The sequence below is a fragment of the Corynebacterium capitovis DSM 44611 genome (assembly GCF_030440535.1).
Lineage (GTDB): Bacteria > Actinomycetota > Actinomycetes > Mycobacteriales > Mycobacteriaceae > Corynebacterium > Corynebacterium capitovis.
The window spans coordinates 305821-321618 of record NZ_CP047117.1 but is presented as its reverse complement, the minus strand read 5'-3'; the positions used below and the strand labels follow the sequence as shown (position 1 = coordinate 321618).

13 protein-coding genes and 1 pseudogene are annotated in these 15798 nt (G+C 59.7%); 8 read left to right on the top strand and 6 right to left on the bottom strand.

What is annotated here, in order from left to right:
• Positions 1-125 precede the first annotated feature (125 nt).
• On the bottom strand, positions 126-1025 hold the full coding sequence (locus CAPI_RS01645; RefSeq protein WP_018017534.1) for a type VII secretion-associated protein: 900 nt from the start codon (positions 1023-1025) through the stop codon (positions 126-128).
• The gene (gene eccCb, locus CAPI_RS01640; protein ID WP_018017533.1) at positions 1022-3325 is read right to left on the bottom strand and encodes a type VII secretion protein EccCb; all 2304 of its coding nucleotides are present in this window, start codon (positions 3323-3325) and stop codon (positions 1022-1024) included. Before eccCb ends, CAPI_RS01645 begins: the two co-directional genes overlap by 4 nt.
• 358 nt (positions 3326-3683) lie before the next feature.
• Here eccCb and CAPI_RS01635 point away from each other — a divergent pair, with 358 nt between their 5' ends.
• From CAPI_RS01635 to CAPI_RS01605, 8 genes and pseudogenes are all read left to right on the top strand, one after another.
• The gene (locus CAPI_RS01635) at positions 3684-3962 is read left to right on the top strand and encodes a helix-turn-helix domain-containing protein (RefSeq protein WP_083893919.1); all 279 of its coding nucleotides are present in this window, start codon (positions 3684-3686) and stop codon (positions 3960-3962) included.
• Positions 3959-7189: a DNA polymerase type-B family protein gene (locus tag CAPI_RS01630; protein ID WP_018017531.1), complete on the top strand. Its 3231-nt coding sequence runs from the start codon at positions 3959-3961 to the stop codon at positions 7187-7189. Before CAPI_RS01635 ends, CAPI_RS01630 begins: the two co-directional genes overlap by 4 nt.
• Positions 7189-7479, top strand: a complete 291-nt coding sequence (locus CAPI_RS01625) for a DUF3223 domain-containing protein (RefSeq protein ID WP_018017530.1) — start codon at positions 7189-7191, stop codon at positions 7477-7479. Before CAPI_RS01630 ends, CAPI_RS01625 begins: the two co-directional genes overlap by 1 nt.
• Before the next feature lie 79 nt (positions 7480-7558).
• Positions 7559-8332 (top strand): hypothetical protein, encoded by a 774-nt coding sequence (locus CAPI_RS01620; RefSeq protein ID WP_018017529.1) that lies wholly within the window; start codon positions 7559-7561, stop codon positions 8330-8332.
• A gap of 2 nt (positions 8333-8334) precedes the next feature.
• Complete coding sequence (locus CAPI_RS01615; RefSeq protein ID WP_018017528.1) at positions 8335-8682, top strand: hypothetical protein; 348 nt, start codon at positions 8335-8337, stop codon at positions 8680-8682.
• 265 nt (positions 8683-8947) lie between these two features.
• Positions 8948-9319: a plasmid mobilization relaxosome protein MobC gene (gene mobC / locus CAPI_RS01610; RefSeq protein WP_083893918.1), complete on the top strand. Its 372-nt coding sequence runs from the start codon at positions 8948-8950 to the stop codon at positions 9317-9319.
• A pseudogene (locus CAPI_RS09610) lies at positions 9204-9734 on the top strand (relaxase/mobilization nuclease domain-containing protein); the annotation flags it as partial. The gene mobC and the pseudogene CAPI_RS09610, both read left to right, overlap by 116 nt.
• Before the next feature lie 565 nt (positions 9735-10299).
• Positions 10300-11271 (top strand): hypothetical protein, encoded by a 972-nt coding sequence (locus CAPI_RS01605; RefSeq protein WP_018017526.1) that lies wholly within the window; start codon positions 10300-10302, stop codon positions 11269-11271.
• Positions 11272-11417: 146 nt separating this feature from the next.
• On the opposite strand, the gene CAPI_RS01600 is transcribed toward CAPI_RS01605, so the two are convergent.
• The 4 genes from CAPI_RS01600 to CAPI_RS01585 all read right to left on the bottom strand — a co-directional run bounded on the left by CAPI_RS01600 (position 11418) and on the right by CAPI_RS01585 (position 15698).
• Entirely contained in the window at positions 11418-11972 is a 555-nt protein-coding gene (locus tag CAPI_RS01600; protein WP_018017525.1) for an antirestriction protein ArdA, read from the bottom strand.
• Positions 11973-12037: 65 nt separating this feature from the next.
• The gene (locus CAPI_RS01595; protein WP_245531629.1) at positions 12038-12580 is read right to left on the bottom strand and encodes a recombinase family protein; all 543 of its coding nucleotides are present in this window, start codon (positions 12578-12580) and stop codon (positions 12038-12040) included.
• 23 nt (positions 12581-12603) lie between these two features.
• Positions 12604-13746 carry a restriction endonuclease subunit S gene (locus CAPI_RS01590; protein ID WP_018017523.1) on the bottom strand — a complete coding sequence of 381 codons (1143 nt, stop codon included), beginning with the start codon at positions 13744-13746 and terminating at the stop codon, positions 12604-12606.
• Positions 13746-15698 carry an HsdM family class I SAM-dependent methyltransferase gene (locus CAPI_RS01585; protein WP_018017522.1) on the bottom strand — a complete coding sequence of 651 codons (1953 nt, stop codon included), beginning with the start codon at positions 15696-15698 and terminating at the stop codon, positions 13746-13748. The genes CAPI_RS01590 and CAPI_RS01585 overlap by 1 nt, the downstream gene beginning before the upstream one ends.
• Positions 15699-15798: the final 100 nt, after the last annotated feature.

Genomic DNA, 15798 nt, shown 5'->3' with positions numbered 1-15798 from the left:
GAAGAAAACCCCCCTTGTGTGGTGGCTGGCGCGGGATGCGGAAGTCGAGCACGGACTCGACCTCACATAGGTATTGGACTGCGAAGGCAGCCCGGCGGTTCCCTGCCCGGTCAAACTTTTTCCTCTCATCCCGCAGGCGTGTACACAGCGGAATCCAGCGCCATCCGGCACGTCGCGTTTTGAACGGTCGTGGGCGCGCGCCGAGTATGGCACCCGACAAAGAGTTGCTTTCCCCCGGCGGACCACGTTGTCCAGAGCGCTTCCGACCCGTCTTCCTGCGTTTCCCGGTAGCGGACCAGCGTCGGTGCTGACTCCACCAGCTCGACCTCGGGGTCACTTTCTATCTCGCGCAGGACCTGTTCAACCATTTCCGACGCCGGCAAACCGTACAAGTCCGCAACCGCGATCTGTAAACGGAAGTCCGGGTCGGCACCCGTCGCGCGCCACATGTCCCCGTCGGGTTCCAGCCGAAAACCTGCTGGTAGCTCCACACTGAGACCATCGCGGGTGAGGGTGGCGGTGGGAGCGTCGGTAGGAGGCGGGGCTTCGCTTGTCGACGTCTCCACATCCGCGACCTCCTGCGCACCGAAATCGATCGGCCCGCGCGAGACAGCGGCCCAGATCGCGCCGGCCGCCACTGCCAAGACAACCGCCGCTACGGTCGCCAGCAGCCACACGCCCCGTTCTCGTTCTCGTGGCGGGCTCGCCGGGCGTTGGATCGGCACCTCCCATTCCCCGATGTCGGGGTCTTGTTCGCTTGGGTGTTCGGCCGTGAGGGTGACCTCGTAATCCCCGAGCGCCTGGTCCAGTTTGTCCACGTCCTCGGCCGCGGCTATGACATGAACAACCGCGCCCCGTGGATCGGGTCCAATGACGCTGCGCACATAGGCGGCGACCTCCGCGGGGCTGGGTCGGTCGTAGCGGTAGAGGTTGGCGAGGCCGGTGAAGATGGTTGAGGACTCGGTGATCGTCACCGTCACGCTGGGTTCAACGTGAGGTTCAGGGCGAGCGGGCGACAGCGTCATAGCTCCTCACCTTCCGCGTAAGGAGCGGCAACCTGCAGCGTTCCGAAGCTTTCATTCCCCCGCACGAGGACCGCACGACCGGGTTTCCGAGCCGTAGGCTTCACGCCGAATAAGGTCCCCTCGTCCCGCGGGATGTCGAACAAAAGAACGTCGGGGCCGATGTCCTTGAATGCCGCGAAGAAACCACCGTAGAAGGCGCGCGATGCCCCGCCTGCTTTTCGAGCGACAACGAGATGCATCCCAATATCGCGCGCGTGGGGCACGAGGGTGAGAAGCTGGCGCAGGGCGTCGTCGGCGACCAATTCGGCATCATCTATCACCACCCAGATGTCTGGGCCCGTCCACCAGTTCCTCTCCCCCAGCTGTTCGGGGGTGACGTCGGGGCCCGGAAGTCTGCCCCGCAGCGTCGTCGCCGCCGCCGCTAGTGCCTCGCTTGTGGCCGTGGGCGTGGCCGAGTACGCCGCCACCATATCCTCACGCGCCCGGCCCAAGTGCGCCCGACGCGGATCGACAATGACGAGGCACGCCCGATCGCGGCCCATTCCTTCCACCGCCGCGATCACTCCCGCGATCAGCGTGGATTTGCCGCACCCGGTCCCGCCGAGGGCGAGGAGGTGGCCGGGGCGGCAGGTGACGTCGGCAAGCGAAGGCCCGCCGATACCTAGAGGGAGGGCTCCTGGGTGGGCGGCGATAAGCGGGCCGATGTCCACATGATCGGGCAGAATGCGCAGGCGCGGGACGGGTGGTTGGCTCGCGCAGGTGGTGGCGATGTGAGCGACGTCCTGAGGAAAAGTCGCGGCCACAAGCATGGATGTGCCGGCCGCGGTGAGACCCCTGCCCGGGGAGGTTGGCAGGGCCGCCTGGGCTTTCCTGTCGATGAGGGAATCAAGCGGGTCGGTCAGGCGCAGCTCGAGTCGTGTGCCGAAGAGGTCACGGACGTTTCCACGCAGGGCGCTCCAACGCTGCGTGGTGGCAAGCAGATGGATGCGCGACGCGGGACCTTCGGAGGCGATGCGGGCAAGAGGGTCGCGCAGGTCCTCGAGCGTGGAGTCGTTCGCAGTCAGCGCGTGCCACCCGTCGATGACGAGGAGAGTGTGGCGCTGCGCGGTGGCCGAGGAATCGCCAAGGAAACCGGTGACCTCGTCGACGATGCGTCTCACGCGCTCCTCCTCCCCACGAGAAGCGACCCCGGCGACATGGGGCAATGACGCGAGGACCGCGAGGTCGCCCGAACCAGCGTCGATAGCGTAGACAGCGAGCTGGTCCGTCGTATGTGTGGCGGCGAGCGACGCGACGATCGTCTTGACCGCCATCGACTTCCCACTTTGCGGTCCCCCCGTAATGGCAACGTGGCCGCCAGATTCGGAGAAGTCGATCACAAGCGGGTCTTGGCGTTGTGTGAAGGGTTCGTCGGTTAGCCCGATGATCGCCCGCAGGAAGCCAGCATCTTCACAGACCGCCGCTAATTCGACCATCGCGGGCAGCGGAGGAAGCCACACCTGGTGCGCCTGTGCGTCTCCGCGGGACGCGGCCTCCTGGGCCTTGCCCACGACGGCTTGGAGCAGCGTCAAGGACTCGTCGACCCATTCTCGCGAGGAAGGGTCGTCGGCGGGTTCGGGGTAATCCCACCCCGTAAACCTTCCCACCTCGTGGTCAGACGCGGGGCCCGCCCCGGGCGTACGACGAACCAGGGGTCCCGAGACGTAGGCCGCGCGGAAGCGGGTGAGCTCACCCGCTCCGGTTTTGAGGAACCCGGTACCGGGCTCCGCGGGCAGCTCGTGGGCATCCACCACACCGAGAACGTGGCGCGACTCAGCCGCCGAAAAAGTCCGCAAACCGATGCGGTAGGACAAGTGCGAGTCCAGGCCGCGCAGCCTGCCCTCCTCCAAGCGCTGTGACGCCAGCAGGAGGTGGACCCCCAGAGAACGGCCCAGCCTGCCCACCGCCGCGAAGAGGTCCGCGAAATGCGGGTGGTGGCTGAGCAGTTCAGAGAACTCGTCCACGACGATAAGCAACGCCGGAAGCGGGTCCAGCGCTTCACGGCCCGCCGCCCGCGCCGCTGTGTAATCCGTGATGTTGGCGAAGTTGCCGGCAGCGCGCAGTATTTTCTGCCGGCGGTTGAGCTCTCCCGAGATGGCCTCGTACATGCGTTCGACCAGGAGGGCCTCCTCCTCCAGGTTCGTGATCACCGCTGAGGTGTGGGGCAGCGCTTCGCATCCGAGGAACGTAGCGCCACCCTTAAAGTCGACGAGGACAAAGTTCAGCTCCTCCGGCGAGTGCGTAGCCGCCAGCGCAACCACCAAGGTCCGCAGTAGCTCGCTTTTAAACGACCATCGGTTGTGGGTACAATAAGCTTAGGCGCACAATCCACTGACCACGAGAAGTACAGGGGAGGGTTGCGAGCTTTTACGCCTAGTAGTAAACTAAACCCGAACAAAGTGTTCAATCCCACTCCTTGACGCCGGTGGAAGGGCCCAAGGAGAACATAGATTTCCACCCCACTCACCGAGACTGGCCGGTTGCAGTCAACAGAGGTGAGATGGAGACGAACAGCCGCTGAGGGCGCTTCCCTGCCCCGATCAAACGGGATAGCTGCTGGAAAGACGTGGGTACACGCCAGGCGAAAGGTACGGGATCCTTGATTTTTAAGGATTCAACGTGCCTTCTCCTTTCCCGCCTGACAAGGATTTTTTCACAACAGCAGAAGCAGCCAAATATACAGGCTGCAGCCCTCGTACGCTAGAAAAGCGCCGCGCCAACGGACAGTCTCCCACCTTCACCAAGAAGGGCAGGAGCGTGGTGTATCGGCGAGAGGATCTGGATGCGTACGTAGACATCGATAGTTTCGTCGAAAAATTCGTCGACGCCGCACCCCATTTCACCGATGACCAGCGTCGCCGCCTCGTCGGCGTGCTCGTTGGGGGTGCGTCGGCGTGACGGACAAGAAAAACGCCCCTGTCGATGCTGTCAACAAGGACGTCGAAGTTGCAGATTCTGTTAACAAACCTAGCATTTCGGCTGCGGAAAACCTAGTCTTTGAACGTAACGAACACCATGAAAACGGGTCGTTTCAGCCGTCCGGAAAAGACACCGAAGCGTTAAAAATAGACCTTATCCGCACGCCGGGCACCGATAAAACCGCAGCTCAGACAGCAACGGCGGCAGTTGCGTATGGGGACCCCCCAATTGAAGCCGCTGCCGCCGTTGGGTGGGAAGTGGAGATCGTTACGGACTCAGCGACAAGTAAGAAGTATCCGGCGCGATTCGCTGTCTTGACGAAGACTGTGGCGAGGTCTTCACGTAGTACGGCGGGAGACTTCCGTAGCTACCCGAGCGTCTCAGCGATGTCGACTGGTCGGGAAAGCATCGTCATTGGGTTTGACACAGAATTCGTCAACGTCGAGCGCTTCGATGCGGAGTTAGGTTGGATCGGTGAAGACGCTGTCAGTGCGAGGAAGATTGTCTCGTATCAGTTCACCGCGCTCGACCCAGTGGATACGTCAAAACTTCGTTTGTCTGTTGTCATTCCACTCGACTACGACGGGCCTCGGGGTTCTCGTGTAGCCCGGTTGTCGTTTGAGAAAGCTCTAAACCTTGCTATCACGACCTTCGAGTTGCACAAGCATCCGTTGGCGCGTGGGTGGAAGTCTCAGGGTGTGTCGCGGTCCGAAGTGGTCGGCGGCGACGGGAAGAAACATCCAAGCTGGTGGTTTAAGAAACGCCGGGGTGTGAAAGCAAGTGCGTTGCCAATCACTTTGGTCGCACACTATCAACCCGCCGACCTCACGACATTTGTTGACAAGCGGAAAATGCTCAACACTTGGGGAGAGTGTTATCCAGGCAGATCTGACACGCAGAAAGTTCTGACAAAGGCTCCCGGTGTTGAGGGTAAACGGGCGCGCTGGCTGGAACGCGACCTAGTCGATGTTTTGCGTGCTGTGATAAGTGCTAGCGGGGGTGTTGTCTCCCCGAAACCAATTCATCTGGTGCTTGACGGTGCCAACCATCGATGGGCGCGTCCTGTGGCATTGAGCATCCGTGACACCATGGCTCATTCTGGTGCTCGTCCCCTGGCGGTACTGGGTGATTCTGTTGGAGTTTCCAAGCTGACTATCCCCGACGGATGGATTGAGCGGATGGACGAATACTGGGAACAACACCCTGTTGACTTCCTCGATTACGCTGCCAACGATGCCATCATTGCACTCGAATATGCCTGCGCCGTCTACGGCGATGGTGCTGAGCTGCCATTGACGCTCCCTACCGGTGCCGCACGCTCTGTAAAGGAAATCGTTAAGAAAGAACTCGGTGGTGGGTCGAAAGCCTTCAACGCTGTCTTCGGCGGTCTCGTCGAAGTCGAGAAGGACGACGACATCCCAGAACCGGGAGTCGAGAATCACTTGGATTACTACCGCAAGCGGGAGTTACAGCCTCTTGACGGCGCTGCAGCGACTTGGCTGCATGCCTGCGCTAACAGCTTCCGAGGCGGTTACAATATGTCTGCTGAGCTAGGAATATTCTCATTCCCGACATACGACTTCGATTTACAAAGTTGTTATCCAACGTCGGCCAGCTGCGTTCTCGATGTTGACTATCGACACAAAGACGGTGTCATCAGTCGTACGGTAAACAATCACCAACTGTCCCAGAACGACTTTGATGAGTGGGGGCCGCTGACGCCGTTTGTGGGTTTCGTCAGCTTCACCTTCCCCGAGACTGTCGCGTTCCCAACCATCCCTGTGCCTGTTGACGGTTCTATGGTGTACACACGCTCCAGTGGCGAGGGGCACGGGGTTTGGGCAAGTGCTCCCGAGATTTGGGCTGCGCTAATGCTCGGTGCTGAAGTCACCTGTCAGATCGGTCACTTCGGGCGTGTGTTGGTTAAGGAAGACGGTGTCCCTTCGCGCCTACTGCGCAAAGCCTTCAAGCAACTGCTTGATGATCGGGCGCGTGCAAAGAAGGAGTTTGGTCCCAAATCCTTCGAGCAAGACATCATCAAGCTCATGGCCAACAGTCCCTACGGAAAACTTGCACAGGGTGTGATGGGGCAATCAGGCTGGAACGCTTGGGCACAAGAGCATGAAGAAGTCGGCGGAAGCGCGATCACGTCGCCGTATCACGCGGCGTACACGACAGCACTTGTGCGGGCAATTCTACTACTCACGCTCAACGCACTTCACGCCGCTGGGTACTCGACCCCCTCATGCACGACCGACGGGTTCATCACCAACGCTCCACTCGATATCGTAGATGCTCTCGACCAACTTGGACTAGGCGAGATTTGGCGTGGGGCTCGTGAGGCGCTGACTGGTTCACGCGAGATGTGGGAGCAAAAGCATCAGCAGTCAGATCTTTACAACGTCACAACTCGTGCCAACTTCTCGCGCCAACCTGGTGGTGTGCTGGCGCACGGCGGTTACAAATTGCCTTGTCACATCGTTGAGGACTCGCAGGAAGATCGCGATTATATGTACAACCTTCTCGTCACCCGAGAAGGTGCGCTACCGATGTCTATGAAGGCTTTTCCATCCCTGCGCGAACTCAGCCGGATTGAAGGTCGGTTGGACTTCGCTCCAAAGGTCGTAGACAAAGAACTCACCATCGAGTTCGACCGCAAGCGTCGTCCCATCCCCGACGGTATGACTGCTGACTTCGTGATCATCGATGGTCAGAAGTGGGAAGTCGCACACGTGCACACCGTGCCGTGGGATACGCCTGAGGATTGCAAATTAGGTCGATCCATCGACAAGGGGTTGAAACGCCATGATGAAGACTCAGGCCAGACCGTCTGGACACGATCACCTGTACGGCGCACACGTGAGCAGTGGCTGGACTACTTCGAGAGGTTAGACCGTCTGCTCGATGAGGACGGTCGCATCGCTGAGCAAGAACGATTGGAACGCATCTCCAAGGGGATCGTCATTGCACACAGGCAGGGTGTCATCAACATCCCATGGCTTGCCCCTGGACGCTCACTGGCGGAGCGACTGGACGCCTTCGAGTGTTTTGGTCTGCCACGCCCCCGTGAACGTTTCTGGCACCACGCGCGGTCGAAAGCAGAGCGGCAGATAGAAGTGGAACTGGACGAGATCAGGCCGTTTGTCGAAGAGATGACGATCGTCGATCCGTTCGAAGGCGTCGACGAGGAAGAAGGTGTTGCGTAATGACTTATCGTGTCGGTGGAATCGACTTCCCCACCAAGAAAGCTGTCACTGAGCACGCTCGTGTCGTGTTACGTCGCTGGCCGCCGAAGCTTCCGATCTTTGGGCCAGACGAGGTATTCATCCGCGACCTGTTAACGCATCACCCTTTTGCCGAAGACAAGATCGGTGCGGGTCTCAGTGGCGTGTTCATCGGACTTGGGGAGTACGGTCACCGCCACTTCAATTTTCGCCGTGTGGACGGCACTGTGGACAACTTTTCCATCAAACAGTGTGTAGGGGCGCTCCGATGATCGGTTACAACCGCACGCGCCCACCACCACGGTGGTTGTGTACCCATAAACAGAAAAACTACCGAGTAAGGAGCTAGAAATGTCAGGTACCGGATTGGGCGAGGCCATCGCCGTTGCGGTGATGGTGTACATCACGGCTCGCCAGCAGATCGAGGAGCGGGAAGAGCAGGCCCGCCAGCGCGCTGAGCGAGAGCGGCAGCGTGCACAAGAAAAACAGCAACGCGAGGCTGAACAACGAGCGCGTCGGTTCGAGCAGCGTTGGGACGTGAAAACACAGCGCCAGATCGATGCGGCCAAGGCGGAGGCGCACCGTCGCTTCACCGGCGAGACGGTACAGGCTGTGTGCGACCATCTCGACGCGCGCGGCGTGTACCTCGCAGAGGTCGCGGAGGGCAGTCTGCACGGTGTCTCCCGGGGTGTGATCGAAGACGAACTCAAGGTGTGGGAGAGCGACCTCGCGGCCCTCGGCGCATGTGATCGAGGCCTGCTCCCCGCAGACGATCGACGCGTGACACGTGCGCGCGACCATGTAGCGGAAATCGTGGAGGCACGTCGTGATCGGGTGCTCTCGGCAGGTGCAGGGGCCCCTGCGCCTGTGAACTATGTGGAGCTCTCCGAGCGCGCGAAAGTGGGTGCGGACGATCTGCGCTCTCAGGCCGATAGAGCTCCGGGTGTGCCCCCACAGGGCGGCGCATCGGATGCGATTGGTGACCTCATGGAGACGCTAGAGGCACGGCGTGCCGCCCCCGTGGTGGAGCAGAAAAAGACAGTCTCAGCCACGCCATCGCGAACACCGCACGCCCCGCGTGCGGCGCAGCCTAAGAAATCAACGTCCTACGAAATGGAGTTTTAATCATGTCGAAAAGTTCTGTCTCTACTGCTGTAGCACGCCTCCGCAAACAGCAGGAGGCGCGCGAAGAAGCTGAGCGTCGTGAGGCCGAGGAGCGCCGCGAGATGCTCCTCGCCCTGGGCGAGGTGCTGGAGGCGTCGAGCGTGTCACCGCGTTCGCGGTGGCACGCATACCGCGAACGTCCGCTCGCGGAGCTGCTCGTCGCTGTCGGCCTCGAAGAGGGCGGCGCCAGTGACAGCGCCAGTGACGAGCAATCCGGAGGCGATGACGGGGCCCCAGCCAACGACGTGTCAGCGTCGGAGGATGGTGGGCTCGGCGAGCCGGATCAGCCCCACGGCGCACCGTGGGGCTAGGGGGTCCAGGGGGTCGTAGACCCCCGGCAAGCTCACCCGGTCGGCCCGTTAGGGCCGAGAGCACTGAGCCGCAGGCGAGGTGCTCAGGGTGATGCTTGCCCCTCATGTTCTGCAGCCGTGGCTGACGATGCCAGCGCTCACGGATCACGCAGTGATCTGGGAGACGGGGTCGCTCAGGCCGTGCAAGGAACATGAGGCCCTGTTCCGGCGCGGCAGTGCCGGAACAGCTAGAAGCGTGAGCACAGTCGAACGAGGAGGGTAGGACATGTTAGACGTAGCGAGACGGATGACTGTGCGCCTCACGGCGGAGCAGTGGAACACAGTGTCGGCGGCATCACGGGCGCTCGGTGTGCCCGCCGCTGAGGTGGTGCGTGGGGCTGTGGAAACACTCTCAGACCGTCTGCCGACAGGGTGGGCAGAACGCTCGCAGACTGACCCGGAGCAGGTGGCTGCACTGCACGCTCTGCGCATGGAGGTGCGGCGCATCGGAGTTAATGTCAATCAAGCGTCGCGGGCTCTCAATGCCGCTGGCGCTGAGCTCGACGCAGCGACAATCATCGAGCAGCTTCGGATGGTTTACGTTGCACTGGAGGAGCTCGAGGGGGTGGTCGGCGATGTCCGTCGTGACGGTGGATAGGTCGAAGGACGTCGCAGCCGCAGTTATCTACGCCGCCTACGGCACGCGCCAGGCTGCGCGCAGAGGCGAGGTGCGCGCGGCCTCGCTGAGCATCGTCGGGGTGGGTCCCGCGCGGCACGATCGTCATGCCGTGCTGTCGTGGATCGACGAGGGGCGGGCACTGCTCAGGCCTGCGTCCGGGCACAGGACGAATCAAGCGTTGCTCATCGTCCAGTCGTGGGCGCGCGACGAGCTGGATGGCGACAGCCTCGTCGATGTGGAGCGTGCGAACGCGCTAGGTGTTGAGCTCGCAGGTCGCCTCGCGCCGGACTCCCCGGTGTTAGTGGCGACGCATACCGATGGTGCGTCGGGATGCGTGCATAACCATCTTGTAATCCTGAACCACAATGTTTCGACAGGCCTCGCAGCACCTAAGAATTGCGGCAACTGGCACGCGGTAAGGGTCGAGAATGATGCACTGATGCGCGAGCACGGGATGCGCGTGCTCAGCCGCGAGAGCGAGGGTGTGGCCCTAACACAGGCAGAGCGCAAAGCCCGGCAGGCGGGTCGGACCATCAGTGCCGAGGGTTTGTCGCTACATGAAATCGGGCCTGATACGTGGGCAAGCTACCTACGATCGCGCGTCGATGATCTTCTCAACGACGAACGGGTACAGGCGTCCCCGGATCCCGCGTCCGGGTGGGAGATGGCGCGACGGATCGCACCCGAGCGCGGTGTGTCGATCCGGGTGACCGAGGGTACGCGGGGTGTTGGTGTGAGCCTCGCGCTGGTCGATGAGGACGGTGCCGCTGTGACGTACTCGACAGGTAAGCGCACGAGAAAAGCGGCGGCGGCGGGCTCAAAGTTGGGGCCGGACTACACGCTCGACGGCATCCAGGACCGTGTCGCTGAGGCGCAGGCGCTATATGCGGCAGAGCTGGCGCGGCGAACTAGAGAAGCAAGACTGCAACATATCCAATCGAATTTGAAAAAGAATGACAATGGCACGGGACGGAATCACACCAACACAGATCGAGGAGCAGATCACCGCAGCAGTAGATCCTATTCTGGCGACGCTGGAGGCACTGGCAGACGCACGGAAGACGGACGCGGAGAAGATTACAGCGGCGGAGGCAGCACTGGAGCACATCGAGTCTCAGATCGCGGGGCTGGACGAGTGGGAGACGGCACTCAGCGGCTTATCGACGCAGCAGCGCGAGCTCGAGACGCGGCTGCACGCGCTCGCGCAGACGACAGTGGGCACAAAAGAGTATCAGCAGGCGCAGCATGCAGTGGCGGAAACGCTCTCCTCTCTGGTCGAGATGACGACCGGGCTCGTGCCCGCGATGAGTTCGATCCAGAACACACTGAGCGATCTGGCAACAATGTACAAGGCGACGTTGGAGCTGAGCCGCTCGCCAGTGCAGCTGAGCGACACCGCCGCCTCCGCGATATCCAGCATACTCTCCGCGCAGCTGAGCAAGACCTTGAGCTCGGCGATTAGGGACCTCGTGCGGGCAGAGGTGAGGGCGGGCTACGCACAGATGCAGGAGACGGTGGGCCACAGCGTGGACCGCGTGGAGGCGGCACACGACACACTGATCGCGCGCCTGCACCGCCTCCTGGACCGCATGACTGCTGCCGCTGACAAATACTCCGTTGCGGTCTCAAAAATCGAGGATCGCACGGCTGTGACGGTCCGCCTCGCGGTGTGGCTGGCGGTCACCGCGACAGTGGCCATCGCCGCAGTGGCTGTGACAGGTGTGGCACTCCAGGGTGTGTTGGGCCTACTCGGTGTGGGGGCCGGGATGTCTGAGCTATGGACCCGCGCATGGGACGCGAACACGTGGTACGCCGGGCTGGGCTGGGGCGTGCTCGCAGTCGCGCTGACGGGTGGGCTCGTGGCGGGTCTCGGATGGTGCGCGACCCGGATGTGGAGGGGGTTGGAGGATCTCGTGCGGTCGACGAAATAACGAACCCCGTCGCCTCAGGGGGGGGTGTGGGCGGCGGAGTTCTACCACCGGCTCTCGGGGGTGAACACAGTGGTGAGCTGAGCATCGCACGGTCAGGCGATGCGTGCAATGCGAAAAAAAGAAACCCGCCTTACGGCGGGTGTTAGTTAGGAGTTGCGGAAGATGTAAACGCCGTGCTGCTCGGCGTCCATCACGGTGTAGTCATGTTGGAGGTCGCGGGCAAAAGAGTCATAGTCGATGTAACGCACTAGCTCGTCAGGAACGTCGGTTAGCAGCCCTGCATCGACAACGTAGGTGTAGGCAAACTCACGGAATGAATCCCATTGCCCGTTGAAAACATCTAAGAAATCTGAGACACATCCCACACCGCTGCTGTCCTCGGAATACATCCCGGAATCGATCCACGCACAGTAGGCAGGCCACAAATGATCCGAGTCGAGCTCGTCGTATGCATCACCCCATGCCTGAGCACGCTCAAGGTTGATCCCGCCGCGTTCGGGGATGTTCTCAGAGTCGAGGCAGTATATCTCTTCGCAATACATATCGTGGGAGTCGACCCAGCTGGCATGAACATCGATGATGGTGACATCGTTAGCTATGTCGGCGTCGAACCAATCACCGACGAGGATGCCGTTGCTGTAACAAGCTAGGCACCCGATCCAGACACGCGGGGAGTGGTTGGTGAAGGCAGTGGCGGGCATCGGAGGATCCTTTCGACGAGATGTATTCCACTCTTGGATCCGGACCCGGCTCTGCCGGGACAGTCCTACGGTTTAGCCTCCAGTGCGCGATAGATGGTCTGCCGTGATACGTTGAACGATCTTGCGAGCGCAGACACGCTCTCCCCGGCCTGGCGAAGCTGGCGGATCTGTTTTTTCTGTTCCAGATTGAGCTTCGGCTTCGGACCAGCCACGCGTCCCTGTGTTCGGGCGTGGGCGACGCCCTCACGGGTGCGTTGGATGAGAAGATCACGTTCCCACTCGGCCAGACTAGCCATCACGTTGACCACGACCTTGTCGGCGGGGCGGGCGGTGTCCAGCTCGGGCTCGAGCACGCGGACGTTGATATCGCGTTCGGCTAGGTCAGCGATGGTGGTCACCGTCTCGACCATGTTGCGACCGAGCCGGTCAAGACGGGTTACCAAGATGGTGTCGGCAGGGCGGGCGTAGGCCAGCGCGGCGTCGAGGCCAGGCCGCTGCCACTTGGTGCCGCGGATAGTGTCACTGTAGATATGATTCGGGTCACAACCGACTGCAGTGAGCTGTTCACGCTGAGTATCGAGACTCTGTTCCTGCCTAGCGGTGGACACGCGAGCATAGCCGATGAGCATGATTACTCACCCGCAATACCTACATTGGAACCGTCTGACTCAGGGATTCGGTCGCCGTAAGGCAGGGATCGAATGTAGTTTTCCATAAACTCCCAGTCGGGGATGAAGCCCTCTGGGTGGTAGGTCTTGGCGGGGTCGATAACCGGACAACCATTTTCATCACGCTGGACGGGCAGCTCAAAACCGTAGATGGTCCTGATGTATTTGTTCAGTTCTCTGCCAAAAGGGAAGTACTTGAACCGAGACTCGAACTCGATCATGGTTGCAAGAAACAATCGAGCGTAGGGAGACACCTGCTCAGTGTCGAACTGAAGAACAGAAACGTTTTGAGCGGTGTAGAAGGGGTGTGCTTGATAGAACGTGGAGCCAAGACTTCCTCCAAGCGCAACAGTGAGGCTCCCGGCAGGATAAGGATCGACATCTTCGACACTATCAACTATTCCCACGACACCGTTGTTGTCGGCGGACCTACCCACGAAATTGATAGTAGGGCTGTCGGTCGACATGGCAGAGAAGTCCATCTTGTTCCCCATATCAATGGAGCACAGATCCTTGAGCAGGAAAAATACCCAGGCACGTGTGCTTAAGGGAACCACCGGGGCAGTGTTCTCGGTCGAGATTGGCTTGGAGTCGAGATTTTGGATAAATCGCTCCATGTATCCCCAATCAGGGACATAACCCTCGGGATGGTATGACTTGGATGAGTCGATGACGGGAGAGCCATAATCCTGATACTGAATAGGTAGTTGAACCACGGTACTTTGAAGGAAGCGACCCCACTTCCGTCCAAACGAGTACTTGGGGCGTTCGAGACTGAAAACGGTGGCGAGGAACAGTCCGATTGAGGGGTTCAACCAGTCTGCGTATCCGAGGATCAGGTCGGTGGAGGCCACAAAATCAACATCCATGTAGTTCGCGTATCCCACAGAGCCTTGTCCGTTGCTTATGAATACAACACAGTTCCCTGGACTGACTAGCGTTTCGTCGTAAGCGCAGCTGAGCATCACACCGTTATCGTCACGCTTAGCACCAACGTAGAAGAGGTCAGTACCTTCTTCCAACTTGGTCTGATTAGCTTTACCCCGTTGAAAGTCGTCGAACAGGCCACCTATAAGGAACCCTTTCCAGCTCGATGTATCCAGCATTATCGAACACCGCCTCCCTCAGTAACCTGCCCCTCTTTGATTAGGTATGCAAGATAGTTATTGACCGTGGCTTGGAAGTCATCGACAGTGAGTTTCGAGTAGTCCGTCTTCATGTATGCCTCGACCAGCCACTCATCTTCGTGGGTGACCTCCTGCATGGCGGACATGCCTGCCTCCACCGTCTTGTTGCGATACAATTTGAGCCATTTGTCCTCGATGGCTTTCCACTTACTCGCGTTGTTGCGGTCGAACTGTTCGATACGCCCCAGGTTCTTCTTCTTTATGTGAGCATCGTCCTTGTAGTAGCCGAAGAACGTCGCTTTGTTCGGCTCACCTGTAGCGGGGTCGTTGTGTGGTTGACCGAGAGTCAGCAGCATCATGCACGCCGATGCAGAGGCACCGGGGTAGAAAATCTCGTTGGGTAGGGTGAACACCGCTTCCAGGGTGTTGTTGATGAGGAGGCGCCGCTTAGCATCCTTGAGAACGCTGTTTGCCCCAATGGCTGTGGCGACAGGCAGGATCACAGCCATCTTCACCGTTTTGGTGGACTGGTTGTTCTGTCTCCGCATCGCGTTTGCTTCCACCACACAATCGGAGATGAACTGAACGAAAACCATACCCTTGGTTGGGTCTTCCTTGCCGTCCTTTGCTTTCCCCCAGTTGGTCTTGTAGCGATCTGGAATACCGATGGGCTTCGCATTGAAGGGCGGGTTCATGAGCACAACATCCGGGTCGGCTTCGTGAAAGGATTTCTTGGAGTCGAAGAGGCTAGCGAACTCAATGTTGGAGTTACCATCACCATGAATGAGCATGTTGGTGGTAGCCAGGCCGTAGGCCTTTTCCTCATTCTCGACGCCGTAGATGTGCTCGCGTTTAATTTTCTCCCGCTGGGCTTCCTTTTCGGCCTGTGTACCTGGCATGGTGGTGCAATCGGCTAGCGCCTTAACCATCCCCTGTACGAGAAATGAGCCGGAGCCACAAGCACCGTCGAACACGCGGGTGTGGCGGTCAACACCAGTCACGCGGCAAGCAAACTCGGTAATGTGGTCTGGGGTGAATGCTTGGTTCTTATCAGCCTTACCGGTGTACTTGTTGAAGGCAATGAAGAACAGGTTGAGCAAGTCCTGCCCCTCGGAGCTTTCCTCGTCGATGTAGGCGTAGATGCCGGTCACGATAGCCATGAGGATGTCTAGCCAGTCATCAAGAGCTAGTTTTTTCACCTTCTGGTCGTTGACGACGTTGGTGCGCAGTAGTTTGATCTTCTTGGTCTTGTTGTCTGAGTCATCGAGTAGGTCATCGAGAGTGGTTTCGATACCAGTGCGGATTTGTGGCGCATCGAGGGTAGCCCAATACTCACGAAGTTTCCGGGCGGTCTTGTCGGTAACCTCAGAGATCCCGAGCCTGGTGACCACAGACTTGACGTAAAGCAGTGTGGTGCCGACAAACTGGCTGCGGAGCTTTTCGTCGATGTCCTTCTTATGAAGTAGCTCGTTAAGCGCGTAGGTGTTGCGCAACACCTTCTCGCGGTTGTTCTGCCGGTTCGTCTCGAACAGAGACGTGTAGTAGGCCATGGTGTCAATGGCAGTCTCGCCAGGCAGCTCATGCTCGTCATCCACATAGCTCTTCCACACACGCAACTCTTCGTCGGCCGTGTTGGCCAAGATGGCGATGATCTTGTTGCGGGGAAAAAGTGCCTTCTCTTCGGCCACATATTCACGGAGTTGGGCGATGTCACCATCGACGAAGCGCTGCTTTGTCTCGATCAGTACAGCCACGCCACTCTCTTCATCGAAGAAACGCAGGTCAACCTTGAAGTGGTTGAACTCCCGACCGAGGACCGATTGAAGTTTTTCACGAGAGCCTGCGGCCTGGACGTAGCTATACTCACCACCCTCAATGTTAGTTGTGAGGTACTCCACCCCTACCGTGTTCTGCATCGTGGCTCGTGACATGACTTTCCTTGCTGTTCAAAATCGCTCGATTGTGGACACCCAATGGATAGGTGGCAGCGTGAACTAGTCAAGCCCAGGCGGTAAACGACCGCAATAGGTG